This window comes from Mesorhizobium sp. M1252, assembly GCF_040318265.1.
Classification (GTDB): domain Bacteria; phylum Pseudomonadota; class Alphaproteobacteria; order Rhizobiales; family Rhizobiaceae; genus Mesorhizobium.
In genome coordinates, this window is record NZ_JAMYLX010000018.1 from 49,499 (window position 1) to 76,135 (window position 26,637).

23 protein-coding genes and 1 pseudogene are annotated in these 26,637 nt (G+C 64.1%); 15 read left to right on the plus strand and 9 right to left on the minus strand.

Going from position 1 to position 26,637, the window contains the following annotated elements:
• Window positions 1–108: 108 nt before the first annotated feature.
• The gene (locus NKH22_RS26890; RefSeq protein WP_032886666.1) at window positions 109–987 is read right to left on the minus strand and encodes a LysR family transcriptional regulator; all 879 of its coding nucleotides are present in this window, start codon (window positions 985–987) and stop codon (window positions 109–111) included.
• A 163-nt stretch (window positions 988–1,150) separates the two neighbouring features.
• Between NKH22_RS26890 and NKH22_RS26895 the strand changes: the two genes are divergently transcribed.
• The 10 genes and pseudogenes from NKH22_RS26895 to NKH22_RS26940 all read left to right on the plus strand — a co-directional run bounded on the left by NKH22_RS26895 (window position 1,151) and on the right by NKH22_RS26940 (window position 12,127).
• Window positions 1,151–2,341, plus strand: coding sequence for an MFS transporter (locus tag NKH22_RS26895; protein ID WP_031199609.1), 1,191 nt, complete (start codon window positions 1,151–1,153; stop codon window positions 2,339–2,341).
• Window positions 2,338–2,809: pseudogene (locus tag NKH22_RS26900) on the plus strand (cyclophilin-like fold protein). Before NKH22_RS26895 ends, NKH22_RS26900 begins: the two are co-directional and overlap by 4 nt.
• 19 nt (window positions 2,810–2,828) lie before the next feature.
• The gene (locus tag NKH22_RS26905) at window positions 2,829–3,224 is read left to right on the plus strand and encodes a (R)-mandelonitrile lyase (RefSeq protein WP_023824518.1); all 396 of its coding nucleotides are present in this window, start codon (window positions 2,829–2,831) and stop codon (window positions 3,222–3,224) included.
• Between the two features lie 24 nt (window positions 3,225–3,248).
• Entirely contained in the window at window positions 3,249–4,265 is a 1,017-nt protein-coding gene (locus NKH22_RS26910) for a zinc-dependent alcohol dehydrogenase family protein (protein WP_352911706.1), read from the plus strand.
• Between the two features lie 55 nt (window positions 4,266–4,320).
• Window positions 4,321–4,755 carry a lipocalin-like domain-containing protein gene (locus NKH22_RS26915; RefSeq protein ID WP_023753752.1) on the plus strand — a complete coding sequence of 145 codons (435 nt, stop codon included), beginning with the start codon at window positions 4,321–4,323 and terminating at the stop codon, window positions 4,753–4,755.
• A gap of 38 nt (window positions 4,756–4,793) precedes the next feature.
• On the plus strand, window positions 4,794–5,966 hold the full coding sequence (locus NKH22_RS26920) for an arabinose transporter (protein WP_352911709.1): 1,173 nt from the start codon (window positions 4,794–4,796) through the stop codon (window positions 5,964–5,966).
• Between the two features lie 300 nt (window positions 5,967–6,266).
• The gene (locus NKH22_RS26925) at window positions 6,267–10,355 is read left to right on the plus strand and encodes a Pls/PosA family non-ribosomal peptide synthetase (protein ID WP_352911710.1); all 4,089 of its coding nucleotides are present in this window, start codon (window positions 6,267–6,269) and stop codon (window positions 10,353–10,355) included.
• Window positions 10,355–10,813, plus strand: a complete 459-nt coding sequence (locus tag NKH22_RS26930; RefSeq protein WP_352764112.1) for a GNAT family N-acetyltransferase — start codon at window positions 10,355–10,357, stop codon at window positions 10,811–10,813. Before NKH22_RS26925 ends, NKH22_RS26930 begins: the two co-directional genes overlap by 1 nt.
• A complete protein-coding gene (locus tag NKH22_RS26935; RefSeq protein ID WP_352911712.1) occupies window positions 10,810–11,478 on the plus strand; it encodes a 4'-phosphopantetheinyl transferase family protein in 669 nt (222 codons plus the stop codon). Before NKH22_RS26930 ends, NKH22_RS26935 begins: the two co-directional genes overlap by 4 nt.
• A gap of 112 nt (window positions 11,479–11,590) precedes the next feature.
• Window positions 11,591–12,127 (plus strand): dihydrofolate reductase family protein, encoded by a 537-nt coding sequence (locus NKH22_RS26940; RefSeq protein WP_023715213.1) that lies wholly within the window; start codon window positions 11,591–11,593, stop codon window positions 12,125–12,127.
• 167 nt (window positions 12,128–12,294) lie between these two features.
• On the opposite strand, the gene NKH22_RS26945 is transcribed toward NKH22_RS26940, so the two are convergent.
• The 5 genes from NKH22_RS26945 to NKH22_RS26965 form a co-directional block, all read right to left on the minus strand.
• Window positions 12,295–13,155, minus strand: coding sequence for a patatin-like phospholipase family protein (locus NKH22_RS26945; protein ID WP_352911715.1), 861 nt, complete (start codon window positions 13,153–13,155; stop codon window positions 12,295–12,297).
• On the minus strand, window positions 13,152–14,528 hold the full coding sequence (locus tag NKH22_RS26950; protein ID WP_031262321.1) for a M16 family metallopeptidase: 1,377 nt from the start codon (window positions 14,526–14,528) through the stop codon (window positions 13,152–13,154). Before NKH22_RS26950 ends, NKH22_RS26945 begins: the two co-directional genes overlap by 4 nt.
• Window positions 14,529–14,716: 188 nt before the next feature.
• Window positions 14,717–16,072, minus strand: a complete 1,356-nt coding sequence (locus NKH22_RS26955) for a M16 family metallopeptidase (protein ID WP_352911718.1) — start codon at window positions 16,070–16,072, stop codon at window positions 14,717–14,719.
• Window positions 16,073–16,168: 96 nt separating this feature from the next.
• A complete protein-coding gene (gene rsmD, locus NKH22_RS26960; RefSeq protein ID WP_023671544.1) occupies window positions 16,169–16,723 on the minus strand; it encodes a 16S rRNA (guanine(966)-N(2))-methyltransferase RsmD in 555 nt (184 codons plus the stop codon).
• Window positions 16,724–16,770: 47 nt separating this feature from the next.
• The gene (locus NKH22_RS26965) at window positions 16,771–18,954 is read right to left on the minus strand and encodes a pseudouridine synthase (protein ID WP_352911721.1); all 2,184 of its coding nucleotides are present in this window, start codon (window positions 18,952–18,954) and stop codon (window positions 16,771–16,773) included.
• Window positions 18,955–19,134: 180 nt separating this feature from the next.
• Here NKH22_RS26965 and NKH22_RS26970 point away from each other — a divergent pair, with 180 nt between their 5' ends.
• Window positions 19,135–19,587 (plus strand): nucleoside deaminase, encoded by a 453-nt coding sequence (locus tag NKH22_RS26970; protein ID WP_352911723.1) that lies wholly within the window; start codon window positions 19,135–19,137, stop codon window positions 19,585–19,587.
• 28 nt (window positions 19,588–19,615) lie between these two features.
• On the opposite strand, the gene NKH22_RS26975 is transcribed toward NKH22_RS26970, so the two are convergent.
• The 3 genes from NKH22_RS26975 to NKH22_RS26985 form a co-directional block, all read right to left on the minus strand.
• A complete protein-coding gene (locus NKH22_RS26975; protein WP_352911725.1) occupies window positions 19,616–20,299 on the minus strand; it encodes a hypothetical protein in 684 nt (227 codons plus the stop codon).
• Between the two features lie 201 nt (window positions 20,300–20,500).
• Window positions 20,501–23,473 (minus strand): isoleucine--tRNA ligase, encoded by a 2,973-nt coding sequence (ileS, locus tag NKH22_RS26980; protein ID WP_352911726.1) that lies wholly within the window; start codon window positions 23,471–23,473, stop codon window positions 20,501–20,503.
• A 234-nt stretch (window positions 23,474–23,707) separates the two neighbouring features.
• The gene (locus tag NKH22_RS26985) at window positions 23,708–24,511 is read right to left on the minus strand and encodes a MipA/OmpV family protein (protein ID WP_023734252.1); all 804 of its coding nucleotides are present in this window, start codon (window positions 24,509–24,511) and stop codon (window positions 23,708–23,710) included.
• 212 nt (window positions 24,512–24,723) lie between these two features.
• Here NKH22_RS26985 and NKH22_RS26990 point away from each other — a divergent pair, with 212 nt between their 5' ends.
• From NKH22_RS26990 to NKH22_RS27005, 4 genes are all read left to right on the plus strand, one after another.
• A complete protein-coding gene (locus tag NKH22_RS26990; RefSeq protein ID WP_023689559.1) occupies window positions 24,724–25,029 on the plus strand; it encodes an ArsR/SmtB family transcription factor in 306 nt (101 codons plus the stop codon).
• Window positions 25,026–25,508, plus strand: a complete 483-nt coding sequence (locus NKH22_RS26995) for an SRPBCC family protein (protein WP_023694759.1) — start codon at window positions 25,026–25,028, stop codon at window positions 25,506–25,508. The genes NKH22_RS26990 and NKH22_RS26995 overlap by 4 nt, the downstream gene beginning before the upstream one ends.
• Window positions 25,509–25,520: 12 nt before the next feature.
• On the plus strand, window positions 25,521–25,934 hold the full coding sequence (locus tag NKH22_RS27000; RefSeq protein WP_023671536.1) for an MAPEG family protein: 414 nt from the start codon (window positions 25,521–25,523) through the stop codon (window positions 25,932–25,934).
• A gap of 128 nt (window positions 25,935–26,062) precedes the next feature.
• Window positions 26,063–26,617 (plus strand): HdeD family acid-resistance protein, encoded by a 555-nt coding sequence (locus tag NKH22_RS27005; RefSeq protein ID WP_023671535.1) that lies wholly within the window; start codon window positions 26,063–26,065, stop codon window positions 26,615–26,617.
• The last annotated feature ends 20 nt before the right edge of the window (window positions 26,618–26,637 follow it).

Sequence of the window (26,637 nt, forward strand, 5' to 3'; positions counted from 1 at the left end):
CACCTGGATGACAGGAACCAGGCGCAAAGCAGCTTCCGTAGCGTAGAAATCAAAGAGCCTGGCGGTAGAACCTGCCATTTAAGCTCAGCTTCATGATCCAAACAGTTGTCAGATGCGATGGCGGAGCGCGTCGATGATCACCGCCATCGCAGGGGAGAGCTGTCGCCTGCTCGGATAGTAGAGGTGATAGCCGGCAAATGGCGGGCTCCAGTCGTCAAGCACGAGCCTGAGGCGTCCCTCGGCGATGTGGTGGCTGACGAGGTTTTCCGGGACATAGGCGATCCCGAAACCGCTTGTCGCAGCCTCGATCATGGGAATGGACGAATTGAAGGTGAGTTGGCCTTCCACCCGCACACGAAGGTCGCGGCCATCCCTGGCGAATTCCCAGGCATATAATCCGCCGAACGTCGCCTGCCGCATATTGATGCAGTCATGGTCGACCAGGTCCTGGGGCGCGGTCGGAACCGGATGGCGGGAAAAGTAGTCCGGCGAAGCCACGGCCACGAGCCTCCAATCGGGTCCGATGCGCACTGCGATCATATCCCTGTCGATGCTCTCACCAAGCCGCACGCCTGCGTCGAAGCGCTCCTCCACAATGTTCTTCATGCCGTTGTCGCTGTAGAGCTCGACGCGCACGTCGGGATTGTCGCTGAGCAAGGGCTGCAGCTTCGGCCAGACGGTCGTCTGGAGCGCATGGTCGGACAGGGTGATACGGACCGTTCCGGAGGGCTTGTCGCGAAACGCCACCAGGCTTGCGAGGTCGGATTCGATTTCCTCGAAGCGCGGAACGAGCGATTGGAAAAGTCGCTCGCCGGCGTCGGTCGGAGAGACGCTCCGTGTCGTACGCGTCAGCAGGCGGACGCCAAGACGAGCTTCAAGCTCCTTGATTGTCGAACTCAGGGTCGACTGCGAGGTTCCGAGCTTGGCCGCCGCCCTGGTGAAGCTGCGCTCCCGGGCGACCGCCACGAACCAGAGCAGGTCCTTCATGCCATCGCGTTGCACAGGGCACCTCCCATCGGACATTCATATCATGAGCAGATAAGTCCATGCGGATTGCTTAGTCTACTTAAATGGGTTCCCCTGCAATATCTTCCAGCAGCGATGGGGATTGGCGGCTGATCCGTCCGGTCGCTTTGCCAGGATGCCAATCATGGAAACCACGTACGACACAAGGCTTGTTGAAAACCGCGCCGCATGGGGCGCGGTGTTGTCGATGGCGCTGTGTGTTTTCGTGCTCATCGCGTCGGAATTCATGCCGGTCAGCCTGCTGTCGCCGCTAGCGGCCGATCTCGGCATCACCGAGGGCCGGGCGGGACAGGCGATCTCGATTTCGGGCGCTTTCGCCGTCGTGACCAGCCTGCTGGTCGCCGGCCTCACGCGCCACATCGACCGCCGACTGGTCGTGACCGGCTTTACCCTCCTCCTCATCGTGTCCGGTCTGGCTGTCACCTTCGCGCCGAACTACGCGTTGCTCATGGTCGGCCGGGCGCTGCTCGGTATCGCGATCGGCGGGTTCTGGTCGATGTCGACCGCGATCGTCATGCGCCTCGTGCCGCAAGACATGGTTCCGAAGGGTCTCGCCATGCTGAACGCCGGCAATGCCATTGCGGCCACCATCGCCGCGCCGCTGGGCAGTTTTCTTGGCGCCTATGTCGGCTGGCGCGGCGCTTTCTTCCTCGTCGTGCCGTTTGGTCTCCTGGCGCTGGCCTGGCAGTGGACAAGCCTGCCGCCGCTGCCGCCGCGCCGCAGGAAGCGTGCCGGCAATCCGCTGGCGCTGCTCGGCCGTCTTCCCGTCGCCACCGGCATGGCGTCGATCATGATGCTGTTCATGGGCCAGTTCGCGCTCTTCACCTATCTGCGGCCCTTCCTCGAGAACGTCACCCGGCTCGACATCGCCGCCCTCTCGGCGGTCCTGCTGGCGATGGGGCTGGCCGGGGTGCTCGGCACATGGTGCGTCGGCCGGCTTTTGCGCACGCGTCTGTTCAGCATCCTCACCGTCATCCCGCTGGTCATGGCTGCGTTGGCCGCCGCGCTCATCGCCTTCGGTGCACTCCCGGGTCCCACAGCGCTGCTGCTCGTTGCCTGGGGCTTCTTCGGCATGGCCGCGCCGGTTGGTTGGGGCACGTGGCTCAGCCGAACGTTGCCGAACGACGCGGAGGCCGGCGGCGGGTTGCAGGTAGCCGTCATCCAGCTCGCCATCACCGGCGGCGCCGCGATCGGCGGCACGCTGTTCGATACGGTGGGCTGGTGGGGACCGTTCACTCTGGGCGCGGTGCTGCTCTGCGGATCGGCGCTCGCCGCCCTTGCCGCAGCGTATATGGCCCGGAGGTCTTTGCCATGACGATCGAACGTGCGCCGCTCAGCCGCCGGACATTGCTCGGCGCCGCGCTCGCGGTGGCGGCCCTGCCTCGCACAGCCGCCAGCCAGGAAGGCCAATCTCCCGTCAGCCAGGAGCCCACCGACATGAAGATCAGGATGGTTTTCAACGGCCGCACCATGACCGCCACGCTCTACGACAATCCCTCGGCGCGCGACTTCTTCTCCATGCTGCCGCTCGACCTCGAGATCGAGGACTACGCCCCATAACGAGAAGATCGCCTATCTGCCACGCAAGCTGACCGAGGAGGGAAGCGGTCCGTTCGCCGACGAGCAGCCCTACGACCTGTGCTATTTCATGCCCTGGGGCAACCTGGCCATGTTCTACGCCGACTACCGCCATCCCGGGCTGATCAGGCTTGGCCGCTTCGACGAGGGCGAGCAGGCCCTGCACATTCGCGGCAAATTCCCGCTTCGCATCGAACGCATTTGAGGACGCAAAGGAGATCACCATGGACATTCTTCGCGCCGGCACCAGGCCTTCCGGCAAGGGACCACCTGACTGGTTCACCGGAACGGTGCGGATCGATCCGCTCTTCAATCCCTTCGACGCCGAGCGGGTTCAAGGCGCACAGGTGACCTTCGAGCCCGGCGCCCGCACCGCCTGGCACACGCATCCGCTCGGCCAGACGCTGATCGTCGTCTCCGGCCTCGGCCGCGTGCAGCGCCAGGGTGGTCCGGTCGAGGAAATCCGTCCAGGCGACGTCGTCTGGTTCGCGCCCGGCGAAAAGCACTGGCACGGCGCGTCGCCTCAGACCGCCATGACCCACATCGCCCTCCAGGAGGTCAAGGATGGCAAGGTCGTGGACTGGCTGGAACATGTCAGCGACGCCGACTACGGCGGCTGATCTCTCCCCTCGAAAGGAACCAACATGCTTGCAACCGTTCTTCACAAACCGGGCGACATCCGCTGCGAGGAAATCGCCGATCCGAAAATCATGCGGCCGACGGACGCCATCATCAAGCTGTCGGCAAGCTGCATCTGCGGCTCGGACCTGTGGCCCTATCGCGGGCTGCAGCCGGTCGCCGGGCGGATGCATATGGGCCACGAATATTGCGGCATCGTCGTCGAGGTCGGCGCAGAGGTGCGCACGGTCCGCCCCGGCCAGTTCGTCGTCGGGTCATTCTGCCTCTCGGACAATACCTGCCCGCATTGCCGCTTCGGCTTCCAGTCGTCTTGCGTGCAGCGCGAGTTCATGTCGGGCGCGCAGGCGCCTTACGCTCGCGTACCCTTGGCCGATGGCACACTGGTCGCCACCGCCGAGGTGCCGCCGGCCGAACTCATCCCTGACCTGCTGGCGGTGTCCGATGTGCTCGGCACCGGCTGGTATGCGGCCGACGCAGCCGAGGTCCGCGAAGGATCGACGGTGGTGGTGGTCGGCGACGGTGCGGTCGGCCTGATGGGCGTGCTTGCGGCCAAGGAGATGGGCGCCGAGCGCATCATCGCCATGAGCCGGCACGCCAGCCGCCAAAAGCTCGCCCGCGAGTTCGGCGCCACCGACATCGTCGCTGAGCGCGGCGAGGAAGGCGTGGCCCTCATCAAGGAACTCACCAAGGGCGTCGGCGCGGACTCCGTGCTGGAATGCGTCGGCACGGGAGAATCCTTCGACCAGGCGCTGGCCTGCTCCCGCCCCGGCGGCACCATCGGCTATGTCGGCGTGCCGCATGGCGTGAACTTCGACGGCCAAAAACTATTCTTCGGCCAGAAACGAATGCTGGGCGGCCCGGCGCCGGTGCGCCGTTTCCTGCCCGACCTGATGGACCGTGTGCTGCAAGGTCGGATCAAGCCCGGCAAGGTCTTCGACCTCAAGCTGCCGCTGGCCGAGGTCGCTGAAGGCTACCGCGCCATGGACGAGCGTCGCGCCATCAAGGTCATGCTTTCGGTGTGAGCAAAGATCGGGCGGACGGCCTGTGCGCACCCACAACTCAGAAAAGGGACAACATATGACGATGAGATTGAAGATTGCCGCCCTTGCGCTTGCGCTTTCGGTCGCCACGCCGGCTTTCTCGCAAGAGTCCGCGATCATCGGCGCATGGCGCATGATTTCGCTCGAGGCCGGCGCCGAGGGAAACCTCAAGCCCGTGCCATATTCCGGCCAGGTCATCTTCACCGAGGCCGGCACCCTCTCGGTGCAGGCGCAGAACCCCGACCCCAAGGCGCCGGACACGCCTTACACGGCGAATGGCTACGAAGCCTATTACGGGCCGGTCGCCATCAACGACAAGGACAAGACCTTCGTCATCACGATCGAGTCCTCCCTGGTCCGCAACCTTGTCGGCAAGAGCATGAAACGCAAATTCGAGGTCTCGGACAACAAACTGGTCCTCACGCCTGACAACCCGGCCGAAGGCTGGCGCGTAACCTACGAACGCTACTGATCCGAACAGTTGGGTTACCGATGGCCAAAATGGCGCGGATGTCAGACCGAAATGGCGTCATCGCGGAACTGGTGCCAATCATGGCGGCTGTCTTCGCCGGCTTCCTGCTGATCGGACTGGCGCTACCCGTCCTGCCGCTGCATCTTCACCAGCAGCTCGGCTTCGGCCCCTTCGCAGTCGGGCTAGTGACGGGCAGCCAGTTCGTCGCCTCGATGCTGTCGCGCATCGGGGCTGGCAACTATGCCGATGGGCGCGGCGGCAAGCGCGCCGTCGTCGTCGGCCTCGTTGCCGCTGCCCTTGCCGGGCTATTTTACCTCGGCTCGCTGGCATTGCTCGACCGGCCGGTAGCGTCCGCATCGGCGCTGTTCGCCGGACGGGCGGTGCTGGGCGCGTCCGAGAGCTTCATCATCACCGGCGGCGTCGCCTGGGGCCTCTCCGTTGCGGGCGGACAGAACTCCGGAAAAGTCATAGCATGGGTGGGCACGGCGATGTTTGCGGCGCTCGCGCTGGGGGCGCCGGTCGGATCTGCGCTTTATGCAGCGAGCGGTTTCACCGCGATCGCACTCGCGACGATCGTCCTGCCGCTGGCGACGCTGCTTGCCATCCTGCCGATGCGCGGCACCGGCGCCGCCGCGGGCAGCGTGCCGCAGTCATGGAGGAGCGTGGCGAAAGCGGTCTGGCTTCCTGGCGTCGGAGCTGCTTTCAGCAGCCTCGGCTATGGTGCTATTCTGGGCTTCGGCGCCCTGCTCTTCGCCGAGCGGGGCTGGCAGCCGGTATGGCTTCCTTTCACGGCCTATGCTGCGTCTCTGATTGTGGCAAGGCTGTGCTTCGGCCACCTGCCCGACAGGCTTGGAGGCGCACGCGTCGCCGTGATCTTCGTTGTGGTCGAGGCGGCAGGGCTGATGCTGATCTGGCTTGCGACCGGGCCTGTTGTCGCCGCGATCGGAGCGGGTCTGACTGGCCTCGGCTACTCGCTGGTCTATCCCGGCCTCGGCGCCGAGGCCGTAGGCCGTCTTCCGTCGCGCAGCCGCGGCCTGGCAATGGGACTCTACACCGTCTTCCTCGACGTGGCGCTCGGCTTCGGCAGTCCGGCGCTCGGCCTGGTCGCCGCGTCGACCGGGCTGCAATTCGTCTTCTTCGCCGTCGCGGCGGCGACGCTTCCGGCGTTGGGCATCGCTCTGCTGCTGGGTCGCCGTAGCGCTCCATTATAGACAGCTCGCCGACGCCGTCCGCATGAGGTTCGCTCACAGTCTCTTTCCGGGTCGCCACGGAGGCTGAACCCCTCCCCGCAAGGGTCAACGAGGCCCCGGCAAATCCCCGCCCAGACACACTCCAGAAACAAAATTCAACAGTTCGGAAAAACCGGCGAAAAGATCGGGTGGCATAAGCTTCCCGGATTCCGGGTTCTTCCTTTTTGGAAGCCCTCCACCAACAAAATCGCAGCGGCGGCGCAGTGCCTCCTCCAGCGGCGGCATGAACAGCCGGGCAATGCCCGGCGAGGACGAGAAAGTATGGACATGGACTACGATATCGCCGAACTGGACAGCGACGCGGCAATGCCGATCGGCAGCCTGGCAAGCATCGATGCGCTGGCAAGGATCGCTCGCGGCCCGGCAAGGGACGGCCAAGTCCTGACGGGCGCCGACTTTGCCCTGCAGCCGGGTGAGCGGCTCGATACGGTGTTCGAGCAGCTCGCCGTGACATTCGCCACGTTGCCGGCGGTGATCTCCGACGGACGCGTGTGGACCTATCAGGAGCTGAACAGCCGTGCCAACCAGTGCGCCCGCATGCTGATCAAGCACGGCGTGCGGCCGGGCCACCGGGTCGGGCTCATTCTCGACCGGTCGGCGGAGACCTATGTGGCGTTGCTGGCGGTGATGAAGGCGGGGGCTGCCTTCGTGCCGCTGGCCACCGCGTTTCCGCAGGAGCGGATGGCGCTGATCATCGAAGACGCCGCCGTCAGCATGATCGTCACCATCGCCGCCTATGCGTCGCGCGCCGGTCAACTGCCCGTTCCCCATGTGCTGATCGACAGCGCCGCCGCCGAAATCTCCGCACAGTCGCCCGCGCCGCCGAAGCAGCAGGCGACCGACGACATCTGCTACATCCTCTATACCTCGGGCACCACCGGCAAGCCCAAGGGCGTGGTCATCACGCACCAGAGTTTCGTCAATTTCATACACGTCGCCGCCGCCTCCTATGGCTACCGGCCGGGCGACCGGGTCTATCAGGGCATGACCATTGCCTTCGACTTTTCCTCCGAAGAGATCTGGGTGCCGTTCGTCGCCGGCGCGACGGTGGTGCCGGCACCTGGCCAGATGCCGCTGGTGGGCGAGGAACTGGCGGATTTCCTGCGCCTCCATGACATCACCTGCATGGCCTGCAGCCCGACATTGTTGTCATCGATGACATCGGACGTTCCCAGCCTGCGCACGCTTCTGGTGGGCGGCGAGGCCTGCCCGCACAATCTGGTGGTGCGCTGGTCGAAGCCGGGCCGGCAGATCCTCAACACCTACGGGCCGACCGAGGCGACCGTCACCGCAACGATGGGGGCGCTGACGCCGGACCGTCCCGTCACAATCGGCGCGCCGTTGCCGACTTACTCGATCGTCATTCTCGACGCTTCGCTGCCGCAACTTGCCGAGCCCGGTGAACTGGGCGAGATCGGCATTGCCGGCATCGGGCTCGCCGTCGGTTATCTGAACCGGCCGGACCTGACCGACCAGAAATTCATCGCCGATTTCGTCGGCCTGCCGAACAACCCGTCGCAGCGCATCTACCGCACCGGCGATCTTGGCCGGATCAACGATAGCGGCGAGATCGAGTATGCCGGGCGCATCGACACGCAGGTGAAGATTCGCGGATATCGCATCGAGCTCGGCGAGATCGAGGCGGTGCTGCTCGACCAGCCCGAGATCGCGCAGGCCGCCGTCACCACCTGGGAGATCGAGCCCGGCCGCGTCGAACTCGTTGCCTATTACGCGCTTAAAACCGGCGTAGCGGCGGTTTCCCGTGCGGATCTCGCCCAGACGATGAAGCGGCGGCTGCCCGACTACATGGTGCCCGCCTATCTGGAGGAACTGCCTGCCATCCCGATGACCGTCTCCAACAAGGTAGACCTGCGCCAACTGCCGAAGCCGACGAGCGTCCGGCTTTCGGCCGATCGCACGATGGTGCCGCCCGGCAATGAGGACGAGCGATTCCTGGCGGAAGCGCTGGCCACGGTGCTGAAATTCGACGCGGTGTCGGTCGAGGATCACTTCTTCGACGATCTCGGCGCCAACTCCTTGCTGATGGCGCATTTCTGCGCGCGCGTGCGCACCAGGAAGGAATGGGCGACGACGTCGATGCGCGACATCTATCTCTATCCCACAGTGGCGCGCCTGGCGCTGCATCTGGGGGTAGCGGAGGAGATGACGACGGCAACCAACGAGCCGGTCCTCACCCGCCGGGCCTCGAATTTCGCCTACTGGACCTGCGGCGCGGCGCAGCTTTCGTTCTACGGCCTCTACAGCTACGTGGCGCTCTGGGCGATCAATGACGGCCTCAACTGGATGTATGACGCGCTCGACGATCCGCTGCAGCTCTATATCCGGTGCGTGGCGCTTTCGGCGGCCGTGTTCTTCGGCATGTCGGGCTTTGCCGTCCTTGCGAAATGGGTGCTCATCGGCCGCTGGAAGGCCGAGGCGTTTCCGATCTGGGGCGTGCGCTACTTCCGCTTCTGGGTGGTCAAGACATTGATCCGCACCGCGCCCGTCGTGCTGTTCCGCGGCAGCCCGCTCTACAGCCTCTATCTGCAGCTGCTCGGCACCAAGCTCGGGAAAAACGCCGTCATCGAATCGAAATCCGTGCCCGTCTGCACGGATCTTATTTCCATCGGCGCCAACACCATCCTGCGCAAGGAATCGATGATCCTCGGCTTCAGGGCCCAGTCCGGTTATATCCACACCGGGCCGCTGACCATCGGCCGCGATGCCTTCGTCGGCGTCGGCTCCACGCTCGATATCGAGACCAGCATCGGCAACGGCGCCCAGCTCGGCCATTCGTCCTCGCTGCATCGCGGGCAAAGCATCCCGGACGGCGAGCACTGGCATGGATCGCCGGCGGTGCCGACCACGGCGGACTATTGCAAGGTGCGCAATGTCAATCCTTACCAGGTCCGGCGCTTCCTCTATGAAGCGCTGCAGCTGGTCGGCCTGTTTGGCCTTGTCACCCCGCTGCCGCTCCTGTTCCACAGCTACTGGGAATATGTCGGCGACGACTATCAGGAGACGATCGGCCTTGTCGCAATCGGCACCACGGTCACGCTTTTCGGCTATATCGCGGCGGCTTTCCTGGCAGCGACGCTGGTGCCGCGCCTGACCAGCCTCATCTTGAAGCCGGGCCGCACCTACACGCTTTACGGTTTCCGCTACTGGCTGCAGACCGTCGCCGAATTCGCCAGCAATTCCCGCGTGCTCGGGCTCCTGGCCGGCGACAGCTCGGCCATCGTGCACTACATGCGCGCCATCGGCTGGAACCTCAACAGAGTGGTGCAGACCGGCTCCAATTTCGGCTCCAACCAGCAGCACGAAAATCCGCTTCTGTGCGAGATCGGCACCGAGACCATGGTCTCGGACGGGCTGTTCATGATCAACATGCACAAATCCGCCTCGGCCTTCAGGCTCGAGCCGACGCGCATCGGCGAACGCAACTATCTCGGCAACAACATCTATTATCCCCCGGACGGCCGCACCGGCGACAACGTGCTGCTCGGCACCAAGGTGATGATCCCCATCGACGGGCCGGTGCGCCACAATGTCGGCCTTCTCGGTTCGCCCGCGTTTGAAATCCCGCGCATGGTGAACCGCGACAAGGAGCTTATCGCCGGCGTCGACGAGGCCGACCGGCGCCGGCGCATCCCGCACAAGAACCGCCACAACCTGGTGACCATTCTTCTGTTCCTGGCAACGCAATGGGTCATGCTGTTCGCCACGCTGGCGATCTGGGACCGGGCGCTGAACTACTATACGGAATGGGCGGAGGTCGCCCTGTTCGCCGCTGTGCTTTTGACCTCGGCGATCACCATTCCGTTCTACATTCTGGTCGAGCGGGCAAGCCTTGGCTTTGGCCGGCTGAAGCCGCAGATGACGACGATCTACGACGTCGCCTTCTGGCGCCACGAACGCCACTGGAAGCTGGCGGATTCGCCCATCGTGCGCCTGTTCGCCGGCACGCCGTTCCGGCCGATGATCCTGCGCCTGCTCGGCGTCAAGGTCGGCAGCCGGGTCTATGACGGCGGCAGCAACCTGACCGAGCGCTCGCTGGTCGAGATCGGCGACGACGTCACGCTCAACGAGGGCTGCGTCATTCAGGCCCACTCGCTGGAAGAAGGCGCGTTCAAGTCCGATTTCATCCGCATCGGCGATGGTTGCACGCTCGGGCCTTCCGCCTTTGTCCACTACGGCGTGGTGATGGGCAAAGGCTCGATGGTCGACGCGGACTCCTTCGTGATGAAGGGCGAAGAGCTGGAGCCCAACTCGATCTGGCGGGGCAACCCGGCCAAGCTGCATCGCTTCGTCGAGCCGGTGCCGGAGGATAGCGTCAAGGCAACGGCTTGATGGGCGCAGACGTCCGTCTCGTTTCGCTGACTGCGGCCAACCGGGCCTTGGTCGCGGCCCTGCAACTGGCCGCGGATCAGATCGATTTTGTCGCCAGCAATGCGGAGTCGCTGGACGAAGCCGAAACCGACGGGGACGCACGGCCGCGCGTCGTCATGGCAGGGGATCGCGTCGTCGGTTTCCTGATGTACGAGGCGCCGCAGGACGACGACGAGGCGCGGATCTACCGCTTCATGATCGATCGCGTCCATCAGGGCCAAGGCTACGGCAAGGCCGCTTTGCGCGAAGTGCTGGATGAAATCATGCGGCTCGGCCACATCAGCCACGTTTCGATCTGCTACGAACCTGGGAATGAAGCGGCACGCCGCCTCTATCGCGCTGCCGGTTTCGTCGAAGAAGGGCCCGACGAGGACGGGGAAATGATCGCCGACCTCGCTCTGCGGGGCGAACAGCCATGACGCGCCCGCTCGATGCCGGTGCCAGCCTGTCGGCGCAGTTGCTGGCGGCGATGGCCGCCATGGCACCGGCCGGCTTTCGGATCGGCTGCCGCACGATCCGCGAAGGCGATGAGAACCATTTGCTGCCGCAGGAAGCACGTTCCATCCCGTCACGCCTGCCGCTGATGCGGCGGGCGAGTGGCGCGGCGCGGTGGATCGCGCACGAGCTGCTGGCGGATATGGGCTTGAACGACGTCGCTATCCTCCGCGGCTCCTCCGGCGCACCGGTATGGCCTCATGGAGTAACGGGGTCGCTGGCTCACGACGACGAGATAGCCGTGGCGGCCATCGCGCCGCTCTCCCACGTCGCCTCGCTCGGCATCGATATCGAGCCCGCTTTGCCCCTGCCCGACGACATCTTCGCGCTGGTTGCAGTCCCCGCTGACCGGATCGACGCAACCGACCCGTATCTTGCCGGTCGCATCCTTTTTGCCGCCAAGGAAGCTGTCTACAAGGCCGCCTACCCGCTTGATGGCGAAGTGCTGGGCTATGAGGACATCACCGTCGATCTCGACGCAAGCGACGCTGTGACGAAGACGGGCCGCAGAGCGAGACTGGTTTACTGCGTTGCTCCGTGTGTGGTCGTTCTGGCGTTTGTCGATGGTGTCCGAAGCGCCCCCCTTTAAGCGCGATGGGCTAGCGCCCGACAGCAACGCCTGCTCAACAAAGCGCTTTTTTTCGCAGAGCGGTCGCAAAAGGCTCACACGGTTCGTCCTTTGACAGAAGAAGGAGAGCGCCATGAGAAACCTTATTATCACCGAGTTCATCAGCATCGATGGCATCGCCGAGGTCGAGAAGCTGCCCAGCGTGACCTGGAACGATGAGATGCAAAGGTTCAAGGAGGACGAGCTTGCCGACAGCGGGGCCATGCTTCTGGGGCGCACGACCTACGAGATTTTTGCCGGCTCTTGGCCCAAGGAAACCGGAGACTTCGCCGACCGGTTCAATGCGCTGCCGAAATATGTCGCGTCGTCAAGCCCGAAGGCACTCGACTGGAAACCGGCCGAGTTGCTGAAGGGTGTGTTGCCGGAAGCGGTTCGGGCGCTGAAGCAAGGCAGCGGCGGCAACATCTATGTGCATGGCAGCCTGAGCGTCGCGCGGGAATTGCTGCGCCATGGTCTGGTCGATCGCGTCAGGCTGCTGAGCTACCCTGGCTCCGTCGGGGAGGGCAAGAAGCTGTTCCCGCCCGATATGCCGGTGGCGTTGGAGCCGATCTCGACCGTACAGTTCAGCAATGGCGTGGTGGCGCTGGAATATGCGGCTGGGAGGGTGTGAGACGCTGGTGGGTAATCTCCCCTTGAGGGGAGATGTCGCCGAAGGCGACAGAGGCGGTCGGTCCGTCCTGACGCAACCTCCTATCGACCGTAGGAGGTCGAGCTTCACGCGAGACGACCCCCTCTGGTCCGCCGGCCATCTCCCCCTCGAGGGGGGAGATCGGCAGCTCACCCTGCTTTCTTCCCCCGCTTGCCCTTGGCATGCGCCTCGACCATTCTTTCCACCTCGCGCTTCAGTTCGTCCTTGACCTCCTGCGTCTCGGCCAGCAGCGTGTCGATCTTCATGAAATCGAGCACGCGGTATTTTGACACTGGCGGGCGGATCAGTATGTCGGGGGGGCGCTGGTTCAGCTTGTGGGCGATGATCGACTGCATCATCAATTGCGTGGCGCCGTACATCAGATCGACGGTGGTCGGGTGCTTGCGCTCGGCCTCGCTCGGCGCACCGACGACGTCGATCGCGATGATGATGTCGGCGGCGTCTTCGATGAGGTCGAACGGCACCGGATTGTAGATGCCGCCGTCGATCAGCACGCGGTCGTCGCGCGTCACCGGGCGGAACACGGCGGGAATGGCAGCCGAGGCGGCGAGCGCCGAATGCAGGTCGCCCTCGTCGAAGACGGCCAGCTTGTGACCGAAATAGTCCGTCGCCGTCACCTTGAGCGGGATCATCAGCTCGGCGAAGGTTTCCGGGATGGCTTCCGGCAGGAACGCCTTCAAGATGCGCTCTATGTTGAACTGGCTGACGCGGATGCCGCCCTGCATCGCCTCGGCGATGGTGCCGGGACGCGAGCGCCACATGCGCGCCGCCACCTCGGCGCGGCGGCCGAGGATCGAGCGGGCGTAGTCCTCGATGTCCTTTCCGCTCATGCCCGAGGCCATGCCGGCGCCCATGATGGCGCCGATCGAGGAGCCGGCGATGGCCACGGGCTTGATGCCGAGCTCGTCCAGCGCCTCGACGATGTGGATATGGGCGAGGCCGCGCGCGCCGCCGCCGCCAAAGGCGATACCGAAAGTCGGACCTGTCATTTGGCCTCCAGCTTCGGCCCGATGCTCATGATCGCGGGCGCCGGCGTCAGCAGCTTCTTCGCCGCTGCCTTGACCTGATCGAGCGTCACGCCGTTGATGAGCGCCGCGCGGCGCTGCACGTAGTCGATGCCGAGATTGTCGAGCTGCAATTCCACCAGGGTCGCGGCAATGGCGCTGGAAGAATCCAGATTGCTGATAGCATAGGAGCCGACCATGTATTTCTTGGTCGCGTCCAGCTCGGCCTCGGTCGGCCCCTCCTGCGCCATCTTCTTGACCACCTCCTTGACGATGGCGAGCGTCTCGGCGGCGCGGTCGGAACGCGTCGCCGTGGTGATGATCAGCGCATTGGAATGCTGGTGGTCGACCAGGTTGGAATCGACGGAGTAGGCCAAGCCGCGCTTTTCCCGCACCTCGTCATAGAGGCGCGAGGTGAAGGTGCCGCCGCCGAGAATCTGGTTCATCAGCACCGCGGGGAAGAAATCCGGCGCATCGCGCTTCACACCGGGGTAGGCAAACTGCAGCGAGGTCTGCGGCAGGTCGTAGTCGACCTCGAGCTGCTGGCCGAGCTTCAGCTCGGTATCGGCAACCGGTAGCAGCACCTGCTTTTCCGGCAGATCGCCGAAGACCTCATCGAGCTTCCGTTTCAGCGTCGCGGCATCTATGTCGCCGACCACCGCAACATGCAGGCCGCTGCGGGCGAAATTGGCCTTGTGGAAGGCAGCCAGATCCGCTGCCGTGATGGTGGCGATGCTGTCCTTGGTGCCCTGGTCGGGCCTGGAATACGGATGGTCGCCATAGATGGCGCGCAGCCATTTGGTTTGCGCGACGGTGTTGGGGTCACGCTCATTGGCGATGATGCCGGACAGGATCTGGGCGCGGATACGGTCGATCGGCGCCTGGTCGAAGCGCGGGCTGGTGACCGCCAGCCTGAGCAGGTCGAAGGCCGCATCCTTCTGCTCGGCCAGCATCCGCATCGCGCCATAGGTGCCGTCGCGCGCCGCTTCGAAGCCCATTTCGGCGCCGGCATCGTCAAGCTTGATCTGGAAGGCCTCGCTGTCGAGGTCGCCGGCGCCCTCGTCGAATAGGCCGGTCATCAGATTGACCAGCCCTTCCCGCCCCGCCGGATCCTGCGTCGAGCCGCCATCGAAGACGAAGCGGATGGCGACGATCGGAATGGAGTGGTCCTCGACCAGCCAGGCGTTGACGCCTTTCGATGAGGTCACCGGCTGAATGTCCATCGCGTGCGCGGCAAGCGCCGGCAGGATGAGGAAGAAGATGCCGAGGAACAGTGTGGCGAAGACGTGGAGAACCGCGATGCGCCTATGAGTAATCGCATCAGGCCATTGATCACCAAGGTCAGCTCCGCCCCTCATCGCGCTGCCGGGCACTTCTCCCCGTATAGTGACGGGGAGAAGGGGTCTCGCCGCGACGCTGGCGCTCTTCTTACGACGCTGATGGTTGGCGAAATCGACGATGACAGCGCCCCTCTCCCCGTCACTATAGGGGGAGAGGATGCCGGCAGGCAGGTGAGGGGCAGCGCTAACGCTCAATCTCGTCATCATCAATTCCCCGCCTGTTGCTGCGGCAAGAGATAGCCGGTCGTCGTACGGTCGAGCAGCAGATAGCGTGCGGCGACCGCCTTGATCTCATCGGCGGTGACCTTGCGAATGCGGTCCGGCCATTCCTCGATATCCCTGACGTTGCCGCCGGTGGCGAGCTCGGCGCCGTAGAGATTGGCCATCTCGTCCTGCTTGTCGCGGGCGAAGATCATGGCCCTGATATAGCGGGCCTTGGCCTTCTCCAGCTCGTCCGCGGTGACGCCGTCCTTGACGATGCGGGCGATCTCGGCGTCGACGGCCGCCTCGACGTCGCTCAGCTTGGCGTCGCCGCGCGGCGCGCCATAGACGGTGAAATTGGTGGCGTCGAGCATCGTACCCTGGAAGAAGGCGCCGGTCGCCGATGCGATGCCTTGCTTGACCACGAGTTGCTGGTAGAGCCTGCTGCGGCTGCCGCCGCCAAGGATCTCTCCCAGCAGGTCGAGCGCCTCGGCCTCGCCGGGTTTTGCCGTGTGGTAGGACGGAACCACCCATTGCGTCGAAAAGCTCGGCACCGAAACGCGCCCATCGGTGAGCGTCACCGTGCGCTTGGTGTTCTGCTCCGGCTCGACCGGGCGGATGCGCGGGGGCAGGTCGGGACCGCGCGCGACCTTGCCATAGGTTTTTTCGGCCAGCGCCTTCACGACCTCCGGCTCGACATCGCCGGCCACGATCAGCACCGCATTGTTGGGGCGGTAGTATTTGTCATAGAAGGCAACCGCATCGGTGCGGTTCAACTGCTCCATCTCCTGCATCCAGCCGATCACCGGAATGCGGTAGGGCTGGTTCTGCCAGAGCGTCGCGTCGACCTCTTCGTCGAGCACCGCCTGCGGATTGCTGTCGATGCGCGCGCGGCGCTCTTCCAGGATCACGTCGCGCTCGGTCTTGATGACCTCGTCGGTCAAGATGAGGTTGCGCATGCGATCGGCCTCGAAGCTCATCATCTCACCAAGTGCCGAGGGCGCCACCGTCTCGTGGAAGGCAGTGTAGTCATATGAGGTGAAGGCGTTGTTGGAGCCGCCGATGGCCGATATGGCGCGGTCGAACTCGCCCGCGGCGTGGTTGGTCGTGGCCTTGAACATCAGGTGTTCGAAGAAGTGCGCTATGCCGGACTTGCCTGGCGGCTCGTCGGCGCTGCCGATCTTGTACCACACCATATGTGTGACGATGGGGGCGCGGTGATCGGGAATGACCACCACCTCCATGCCATTGTCGAGCAGGAAGTTGGCCACCTTGCCATCGTCCGCGGCCAGGGCCGGGCCGGCCATGGTCAGCGCGATGGCGAGCAAGGCTCTCCGCAGCCATTCAGTATGAAATGTCATTGATGGCTCCGGTTGTTATCGCGCGACGATAGGCAAGGTTAGCCGCGGAGGCAAAGTGAATTGTGCGTCATTTTGAAGGCGCCGGTCGCTCCACCCTTACGCAAGCTCGATGAACCGGACCACCGTCTCGCCGTAGTTTCGTTCATCAACCACCGAGAATTCCGGCCCAATCTCGAAGGGCGCCGAGGCGGCTTCCTCGACCACGCAGAGCGCGCCGGGCAGCAACCAGCCGCCATCCCTGGCCGAGCGCAGGGCGCGCTCGCCAAGGCCCTTGCCATAGGGCGGATCGGCGAAGACCAGGCCGAATGCCGCAAGCGTACCGGCCTCACCCAGGGCGGTCGCGTCGCGGCGGAAGATCTTGGTGCGGCCGGTAAGGCCAAAAGCTTCGACATTGGTGCGGATCAGGCCGCGTCCTTCGGCCGATTCTTCGATAAAGACGCCATAGGAAGCGCCGCGCGACAGCGCTTCGAGGCCGAGAGCGCCGGTGCCGGCGAAAAGGTCGAGCACACGCGCGCCGTCGAGCTTGTCGGCAAAGCGGTGCGCCAACACGTTGAAGACGGCCTCGCGGGCGCGGTCGGTCGTCGGGCGGATGGCATGGTCGCGCGGCGTCGCCAGCGGACGCCCGCGAAATTGGCCGCCGACGATTCTCATTTATGCCCGGGTCTCATTTAAGGCCGGATCTCATTTAAGTCTCGGCATCATCTGGTCCTCGGGCCCTTGGGACCGTTGCGTGGCCGCTCGCCGCCCCGACCGCCATCCGGACGCTCGCCACCGGGCTTGCCGAACGGCTTGGCTCCGCCCGGCTTGCCATAGGCCGGCTTGCCATAGGACGGCTTGAATGACGCCTTGCGCGCCTTGGCCTCGGCCGCCTTGGCGGCATCGGCTTCCGCCCTGCCCTTGCCGATCGGACGCGCGCCCGGCGCCATCCAGACATTAGCCTTGCGCTGGCCCGGCGGATCGATCGGCCGCTGCTCGCGCTCGGGCTTCTTGCCGCCGCGCGGTTTGTCACCAAAGGCGCCGCGCGGCTTGTCGCCGAAGCCTCCACGGGGCTTGTCGCCAAAATCGCCGCGCGGCTTTTCGCGAAACTCGCTGCGCGGCTTGTCCGAAAACTCGCTGCGCTCGGGTCTCGGGCCGCGTTCGCCAAAGCTCTTTTCCGGCCTCGCGCCCCTTTCGGGACTGGTCGACAGCTTGCCGAGCGCTTCGTCGCGGCTGCCTTCGCGGCGCTTGCGGCTCTTGATCAGACCGCCCTCGCCGATCGGCCGATGGTCACCCTCGCGGGTGACTTTCGGCCGTTCCGGCTCCGCGTCACGCTCTCGCCGCACCGGCTGGTTGGAAAACGGCTTGATGATCTCGGCGTCGAAATTGGCGCCGGATTCCTCGACCAGTCGCTCGCCGAGCTGGTCGCGCAAGACGCGGCCCTTGATCTCCAGCACATGGCCTTCGGCGAGATCGTCGAGCTGGAACGGTCCGTAGGAGATACGGATCAGCCGCGTCACGTCGAGGCCGAGCGATCCAAGGATGTTCTTCACTTCGCGGTTCTTGCCTTCGCGCAGGCCGATCGTCAGCCAGGCGTTGGTGCCTTGTTCACGATCGAGCGTCGCCTCGATGGCGCCGTAGAAGACGCCGTCGACGGCAATGCCTTCACGCAGGCCTGCGAGCATGCTTTCCTCGACCTTGCCATGAACGCGCACGCGGTAACGGCGCAGCCAGCCAGTGGCAGGCAGTTCGAGCACGCGCGACAGACCGCCATCATTGGTGAGCAGCAGCAGGCCTTCGGTGTTGATGTCGAGGCGGCCGATGGTCATCAGCCGCGGCAATTCGGCCGGCAGCACGTCGAACACGGTCTTGCGGCCCTCGGGGTCGCGGTTGGTGGTAACGACGCCGGCCGGCTTGTGAAACAGGAACAGGCGGGTGCGCTCGATCGGCGGGATCTCCATGCCGTCGAGATGGATGATGTCGCCCGGCATGACGTTGAAGGCCGGCGAGGTCAAAGCCCGGTTGTTGACCTTGACACGGCCCGCCGCGATCAGGTCTTCGGCGTCGCGGCGCGACGCCAGGCCGGCGCGGGCCAACCGCTTGGCGATACGCTCGCCGGCTTCTTCCGCATCTGCCGGACGCGGGCGCGGCTTGAAGGCGCCGCCAGATGCTTGCGGCCGGTCACCACCGAAATCGCGCTTGGGGCGATCGCTGAAGTCACGCTTGGGACGATCTCCGGCGTCGCGCTGCGGGCGATCGCCAAAATCGCGCTTTGGCCGGTCAAAACGCTTTTCGCCCTCGGCGGAAGCAGGCCGATCGCCACGCGGTGCGTAGGGCTTGCGCGGCCCTTCACGCTTTTCGAAAGGCTTGCCTTCGGGACGCGGCCCCTTGCTGAATGGCCGATCGCCGCCCTTGAAATCGCGCTTTGGCCGCTCGCCATCGGCCGCAACCGGCCGATCGCCGCGCGGTGCATAAGGCTTGCGCGGCCCCTCGCGCTTTTCATACGGCTTGCGTTCACCCTCGGCCGCCATAGGGCGATCCCCACGCGGCGCATAGGGTTTGCGCGGCCCTTCGCGCTTTTCGTACGGCTTGCGCTCGCCTTCGGCTGCCATCGGCCGGTCACCGCGTGGTGCATATGGCTTGCGCGGTCCCTCGCGCTTTTCGAAGGACTTGCCTTCGGGACGCGGACCTTTGCTGAATGGCCGGTCGCCACTTTTGAAATCGCGCTTGGGCCGCTCGCCCTCAGCCGCTGCGGGCCGGACGCCTCGCGGTGAATAGGGTTTCTTGGCCCCGAAGGAGGGTTTGCCGCTTTTGCCGGCGGCGCCATCGCGGCGCGGCCCCGCGGCTCCAGGGCCGCTTTTGCCCGGGCCTTTGTGGCGCGGAGATTTCTTGTCGTTGTCGTCCATGTGGCCTTTGCCTTGTTGCGCTGCTACAGCGTGGCGCATCCTTTCGGACGCGCAAAGGACGCTATAGCACTTTGATTTGGCGCATGATCATTTCCGAAAATCTGTTCCGATATTCGGGTTGACGCGCTCCATAACAGGATCACCGCCAAGTGGCGAGGAGATAATCTGAATGGAAACCGCTTGAAGCGGCCGGGTTTCATGGCGCTGGCGCTGAAAGAGGCGCAAGCCGCCGCCTTGCGCGGAGAAGTTCCGGTTGGCGCCGTCATCGCCAGCGGCGACACGGTGGTGGCATCCGCCGGTAACCGCACCCGCGAACTTGCCGATCCGACGGCGCATGCCGAAATGCTGGCGATCCGCGCGGCCTGCCAAACGCTCTCCAGCGAGCGGCTGACCGGCCACGACCTCTATGTGACGCTGGAACCCTGCGCCATGTGCGCAGGCGCCATTTCCTTCGCCAGGCTGCGCCGGCTCTATTTCGGCGCGGCCGACGAGAAGGGCGGCGCGGTGGTCAACGGCGTGCGCTTCTTCGCCTCGCCGACTTGCCACCATAAGCCCGACATCTATCCGGGCATGGCCGAGGCCGACGCGGCGCTGCTGCTCAGGGAATTCTTTCGGGAAAGACGCGAAACGTAGAGCCTTCAGCTACCGAAGGCGACGGTTCCTACCAGGAGGGCAGCCAGTCGAAGAGCCCGCCGCTCTTGCCCTTGGCGGCCGCTTCCTTCTTGAGGCGGCGTTCCTTCTTGTATTCATCCTCGCCGAGTTCGCCCTGCGGCGCCGTGTCGGAGGCAGCTCGATAGGCCAGAGGCGGCTCGCTCAGATATCTGCGAGTGTTGGGGTCGCCCTGCTTTTGCTCTGCGGTGCGGCGCTGGATCTCGGCGGCGCGGCCCTTGTCTGAATCCTTCGGCGACCAGGCCGGGGGGTGGCTTGATCCCGAATCCGCCAGCGCCTTCTTCACTGAAGCCGGATCGGTCTGCACGTCATCGACGATCCCCGACTGATAGGACGGGTCGTCCTGATGGGCAGTGGCGTCGGCACGCAGACGGGCGCGGCGCTGCTCGGGCGATTCGGGCCAATCGGTGCTCGCCGTCTCGATGCTTTCCTGAGGCGGCGGCAGCACTTCCTTCTGCCCCGGCGCCGGCTTTACCAGCTCCGGACGCGGCCTGTAGTCGATCTGTTCCTTGTGCTTGGGCGTGATGGCGAAGGCGCCGGAAAGGTCGCCGGCAAGCTGCTCGCCAGCCGTCTTGTCGGTGCCGTAGGTCGGCGAACCCATGCAGCCGGACAGAGCGAGGCCGAACGCGACAAGCGGCGCCAGCAGCGCAACGCGCACGGAAGTTCTGTCGATCATGCCAAAAAGTCCCACTCTAGACAGCCTCTCGATCGTCACCGGCCAAAGGCCCGGTCCCCATCGTCCACGCTCTTGCGACGGAATTCCGGCGACAATTTGTCTTCCGGAGTTTCGCGTGTTTATCTCAACCGCTCGTTAAGGGCAACGCGCGGGCGGTTTTCGCCCACGCGGCATGGCATTTGTGCACCGGCTTATGAGCAGTCACAAACGTCCCAGAGCCTTGAGTTCATGCAGGACGGCGGCATCGCGGGCAGACACGTCGGGGAATTCCACGTCCTGCCCGACATCGGCGGTATAGCGCCACGAACGCGCGCATTTGACCAAGCCGCGGTCCTCGGCCTTTTCGACCACCACCGCGACACCTTTGACATCGTCGAGCGCAAAGGCGCCTTCCGGCGCCTTGCCATGGGCGATGACGAGATCGCTGGTGATCGCCATCTCGGCCATGTCGACATCGGCGATCGCGGCTTCAAGCGTGGCATCGTCGAGGCTCACGACCGGCACGGCTTCCAGCGAGGCACCGATGACCTTCTGAGCGCGTGCGATCTCGAGCGCGCCGGTGACGACACGGCGGACCTGCCGCACCTTGCGCCATTTTTCCGCCAGTGCCTCGTTCTTCCAGTCGGCCGGAATCTCGGGGAACTGGTCGAGATGCAGCGAGACAGCATCCGGATGACGGTCGAGCCAGGCTTCTTCCGTGGTGAAGGGCAGCATCGGGGCCAGCCATTTCACCAGGCAGTCGAAGAGGTGGCGCACCACTTGTACCGAGGCCTTGCGCTTCACGCTGGCGGGTCCTTCGCAATAGAGCGCGTCCTTCCTGATGTCGAAATAGAAGGCCGACAGCTCGACCACCATGAAGTCGAGCAAAGTGCGGGTGATGCGTTTGAACTCGAACGCGTCGTAGCCCGAGCGCACGACCTCATCGAGCTCGGCCAGCCGATGCAGCATCAGCCGCTCCAGTTCCGGCATCTTGTCCAGCGGCACCTCCTCGCCATCGTCATGGGCGAGCGTGCCCAGCATCCAGCGGATGGTGTTGCGGAGCTTGCGGTAGGCGTCGATGTTGGTCTGCAGCACGTTCTTGCCGAGACGCTGGTCTTCCCAATAATCCGTCGTCACCACCCATAGCCGCAGAATGTCAGCGCCGGACTGCTTGATGACGTCTTGCGGCACGACGGTGTTGCCGAGCGATTTCGACATCTTTCGCCCCTCCTCATCCATGGTGAAGCCATGGGTGACGACGGTGTCGTAAGGTGCCCTGCCCCTGGTGCCGCAGCTTTCGAGCAGCGAGGAGTGGAACCAGCCGCGATGCTGGTCGGAGCCTTCGAGATAGACGTCGGCCGGCCATTTCAGGTCCGGACGGTCTTCCAGCGTGAAGACATGCGTCGAGCCCGAATCGAACCAGACGTCAAGGATGTCCATCACCTGCTTCCATTTGGAGGCATCGTGATTGCCGAGGAAACGCTCCTTGGCGCCGGCAGCGAACCAGGCGTCGGCGCCTTCCTGTTCGAAAGCATCCATGATGCGCTGGTTGACGGCTTCGTCCTTCAGCACGTTGCCATCCTCATCGGCAAAGACGGCGATCGGCACGCCCCAGGCGCGCTGGCGTGACAAGACCCAATCCGGGCGTTCCTCGATCATGGCGCGGATACGGTTCTGGCCGGCCGCCGGCACGAAGCGTGTGTCGTCGATCGCCTTCAGCGCACGGCTGCGCAGCGTCGTGCCGTCGCCGAGGTCCTTGTCCATATAGACGAACCATTGCGGCGTGTTGCGGAAGATGATCGGCTTCTTCGACCGCCAGGAATGCGGGTAGGAATGCTTCAGCCGGCCGCGCGCGAACAGCGCGTTGCGCTTGATCAGTTCGTCGATGACCGCCTGATTGGCATTGCCCTTCTTGCCGTTATCGTCGATGACACGCGCGGCGCCACCTTCGCGATCCGGGCCAAAACCCGGCGCGTCCCTGGTGAAGAAGCCGGCATCATCTACAGTGAAGGGGATGGCAGGGTCGATGCCACGTGCGCGCAAATCCGATGCCGCATCCATCCAGGCATCAAAGTCCTCGCGGCCATGGCCGGGCGCGGTGTGGACGAAGCCGGTGCCGGCGTCGTCGGTGACATGACCGCCGGCCAGCATCGGCACGGCGAATTCGTAGCCGCCGCCGAGACCTTTGAAGGGATGTGAAAGTGTAAGGCTTCCAAGCTCTTCGACCGAAACGCTGCGAAGGCGATTCAAGGTGACCTTGGCCTTGGCCGAAGAGTCTTCGGCAAGCGCATCTGCAAAGATCAGCTTTTCACCGGGCTGTGGACCGAACGAATTTTCGGCTGCGGTAACTTCATAAAGGCCGTAGCCGATCCGTGACGAATAGTTGACGGCACGGTTGCCGGGGATCGTCCACGGGGTTGTCGTCCAGATGACGACGTGGGCATCCCTCAGTTCCTTGATAGCTTCCCAAGCGCCACCCAACTCGGGCGTCGTGACAGTTCTTCCTGATCCAGCGCCGACGATCGGGAACTTCACCCAGATCGTGTCGCTCTCATAATCATGGTATTCGATCTCGGCCTCGGCCAGTGCGGTGCGCTCGACGACGCTCCACATTACCGGCTTGGAGCCGCGATAGAGCTGGCCCGACATGGCGAACTTCAACAACTCCCCGGCGATGCGCGACTCCGAGTGGAAAGCCATCGTCGTATAGGGGTTCTTGAAGTCGCCGACGACGCCGAGCCGCTGGAACTCGCCACCCTGCACCGTGATCCAGTTCGCGGCGAAGTCGCGGCATTCCTTGCGAAACTCGTTGACCGGCACCTCGTCCTTGTTCTTGCCCTTGGCGCGGTACTGTTCCTCGATCTTCCATTCGATCGGCAGGCCGTGGCAGTCCCAGCCGGGCACGTAATTGGAGTCATAGCCGCGCATCTGGAACGAGCGGGTGATGACGTCCTTAAGGATCTTGTTCAGCGCGTGGCCGATATGGATGTTGCCGTTGGCGTAGGGCGGGCCGTCATGCAGCACGTATTTTTCGCGGCCGGCGGCCGCCTCGCGCAGCTTGGCGTAAAGGTCCATATCCTGCCAGCGCTTGACCAGCAGCGGCTCTTTTTCAGGCAAGCCGGCGCGCATCGGGAAATCCGTGTGCGGCAGGTAAAGCGTCTTGGAATAGTCGATCGTTTCAACAGTGTCGGTCATTGGTCTGCCATGTGCATTGCCCGGCGGGCGTAAAAGCTCGGGCGTGAACTATCATGATTTGGAAAAAGCGCGAGGGCGCGCGCAAAACTCCCGGCGGCTCCGGCGGCGCTCAGGCCGCCCGGAACACCGGGCCTGTAATTCGTATCGTCAGCGCGCGAAGGCGCGAAAAGCTCGTCATTGCCGGGCTTTTAGCCGAGAAAGCCGCAGGAATAAAGCGTCTCTTGTTCGATTCACTTACATCGCGAAGTCGAAGCGATAGGTGGTCGAGACGCCGACCGTGAACTGGTTACGGTCGCCGCGCTCCTTGACCAGGCTGGAATCGGCGGCCGGGCCCGTCAGGCGCGCATATTCGCCGAACAGGCTGGCGGTCATCGGATCGGTCACCTTCCAGGTGATGGCGCCACCAAGGCCGGTCGATTTCAGGCCGCCGCCAGGATGGTATTCGCTCAGGCCCGAGGCCGCAGCCTCCTTGGCGTTGACACCATAATAAGAGTCGAAATAGCCCGACGAGGCAAAGGACACGCGTGGTCCGCCCGAAATTCTGACAGTCGGCGTCACGTCGTAGAAAGCATCGGCGGCGATGTCGGCGACAAAGCCATCATGGGCACGAATGCCATGGCGCAGTTCGGCGCGGGCGCGCAGCCAGTCCGTCGGATAGATTTCGAAGAAGCCGCCGACCTCACCGCCCCAGCGCACCGGGTCGAGGCCCTTGAGCTCATCCTTGCTGTCGCGGGAAAACAGGAATTTTCCGGTCAGGCCGGCGCGGACGCCGCCATCGTCGACCAGCGCCAGCGAGATGTTGTCGTTGCGCGAGCTAAAGCGTGCGGCCGGGCCGGCCTTGCCCAGCGAGATGATCGGCGATGCGCTGAGCAGATAGCTGTTGGAGCCCTCGAATTTCGGCGCGACCATGCCGGTGGCGCCAAGCGTCAGGTACCAGTCGCCGGACATCCAGCCGAAGGCACCCTCGCCCGCATTGGCGGTGGACACAGTGAGCAGCGCCGAGGCGAGAAACAGCGGAATCGTCCAGACAATACGCATCATCACCCCATACGCGAAACAAAACGGAGAGAACACCCGGCAGCCAAAGCCATGGCGCCGGTTCGGTAAAATTTGACTTAAAATCTACAGCAGTGGCGGCAACTGCGACCCTGTTTTTTGCGCTGTGGCCCATTTGAACAGGGCGCCGCCGGGCCTGTGGCGAGTTGACAGAAATAGCGAGGTTGCCTAAATTCGCGTTAGTGCAGACTAACATGAACAGATGGACAGCGCTTGGCGACCCGACCAGGCGGACGATCTTCGAACTGCTGGTCGAACAACCCTGTTCGGTCGGGGAATTGGCTCGTGCGCTTCCTGTCACCCGGCCGGCGGTCTCGCAGCACCTGAAGGTGCTCAAGGACGCCGGCCTCGTGGCCAACACACGGCTAGGCAAGCAACGCATCTACCGGGTCGAACCGGAAGGCTTGGCCAGCCTGCGCGCCGAACTCGACCGGTTCTGGAGCAAGACCTTGGCGGCCTACAAAGTGGTCGTCGAACAGCCCTTGAAGGAGCAGGAATGAGCACGCATCAACCGCCCGTGAGGCACTCCATCCTTGTCGAGGCTACGATCGCACATGCCTTCAAGGTCTTCACCGAGGACTTCGGCAGTTTCAAACCCAAAGAGCATAACCTGCTTGCGGTGCCGATCGCGGAGACGATCTTCGAACCCCGCGTTGGCGGTCACGTCTACGACCGCGGTGTGGATGGCAGCGAGTGCCGCTGGGCACGGGTGCTGGCCTACGAGCCGCCGAACCGACTGCTTCTGAGTTGGGATATCAGCCCTCAATGGCAGATCGAGACCAATCCGGACAGGACCAGCGAGTGGGAAGTCCGGTTTACGGCGGAGACGAATAGCCGGACCTGCGTCGAGATCGAGCATCGCAATCTCGAACGTCATGGCGAAGGCTGGGAAGGCGTGCGCTTTGGGATTGACGGTGATCAAGGCTGGCCGCTGTATCTCAGGCGATTCCAAGATCTTTTTGCCAGCAAGGTGACCTGAAGGAGCACAATTATGGAACCCTATTGGCTAAGCATCCTCGGTGTACTGATCCTCTGTCTTTTGTCAGTCGCGCTGGCGGTTTACTCGGGTTCGTCCAAGGGATTTGCCGGAGCGCTTTCCGGTCCGGTGATCCCGGCCGACGACGCCAATCTCCTCTACAGGATCGACCGCGTGCATATGAACTCGGTCGAGGCGCTGGCGCCTTTTGTCGTCCCGGCGGTGCTGGCCATGATGGTTGGCGTTGGGTCGGCCACGTTGGCGACCATTGTCTGGGTTCATGTGGCGATACGCCTGCTTCACCTGGGGGTTTACCTACGCGGCGGCAATGCCGCCAAGGGTGGCAGTGTCAGAACGATCGTCTACGTCTCTGGAGCGATCGTCACGCTTGTCCTCGTCCTTGTGACTGGGTGGGCTGCCATAAATTGACACGTACGCGCGAGCCTCAAGCCACCGACGCTTTGTTTGTTTGCTAGCCGTCGCCATCGGCTGGACGTCCGCTACAGCCGGGGCTAACCTCCCGGCAAGGTGCCAGGCGATTTCGAGGAGATGCAGCCATGACCCTGCACGGTGATACCCTGAAAGATGCGATCGGCCGGACACGGGACAAATGGGGGTGGTTCGTCGCGCTCGGCGTGCTGCTGCTCATCTTCGGCGGCATTGCCTTCGGCAATCTGTTCATCGCCACCGTCGCCTCGGTCTATGTCGTGGGCTGGCTGATGCTGATGGCCGGCATCATCGAGATCGTGCATGCCTTCGGCGTGAAGACCTGGAGTCGCTTCTTCTATTGGCTGCTCAGCGGCCTGCTTTATGCCGTTGCCGGTTTCTTTGCCTTCGACAATCCGCTGCTGGCCTCGACGGTGCTGACCTTGCTGCTGGCGGTGGCGCTGGTCGCTTCAGGCGCGCTCAGGGCCTGGGTCGGCTATAGCCACCGACCGGAAAAGGGCTGGGGCTGGGTCGTCGCGGCGGGCCTGATCAGCGTGCTGGCGGGGCTGACCATCGCCATGGGCTGGCCGGTCAACAGCCTGTGGGTGCTCGGCCTGTTCCTGGCCATCGACCTGATCTTCCAGGGCTGGAGCTTCATCGCTCTCGGACTGGCGTTGAAGAAGTAGGGGCTTGAAGAGGTAAGCGG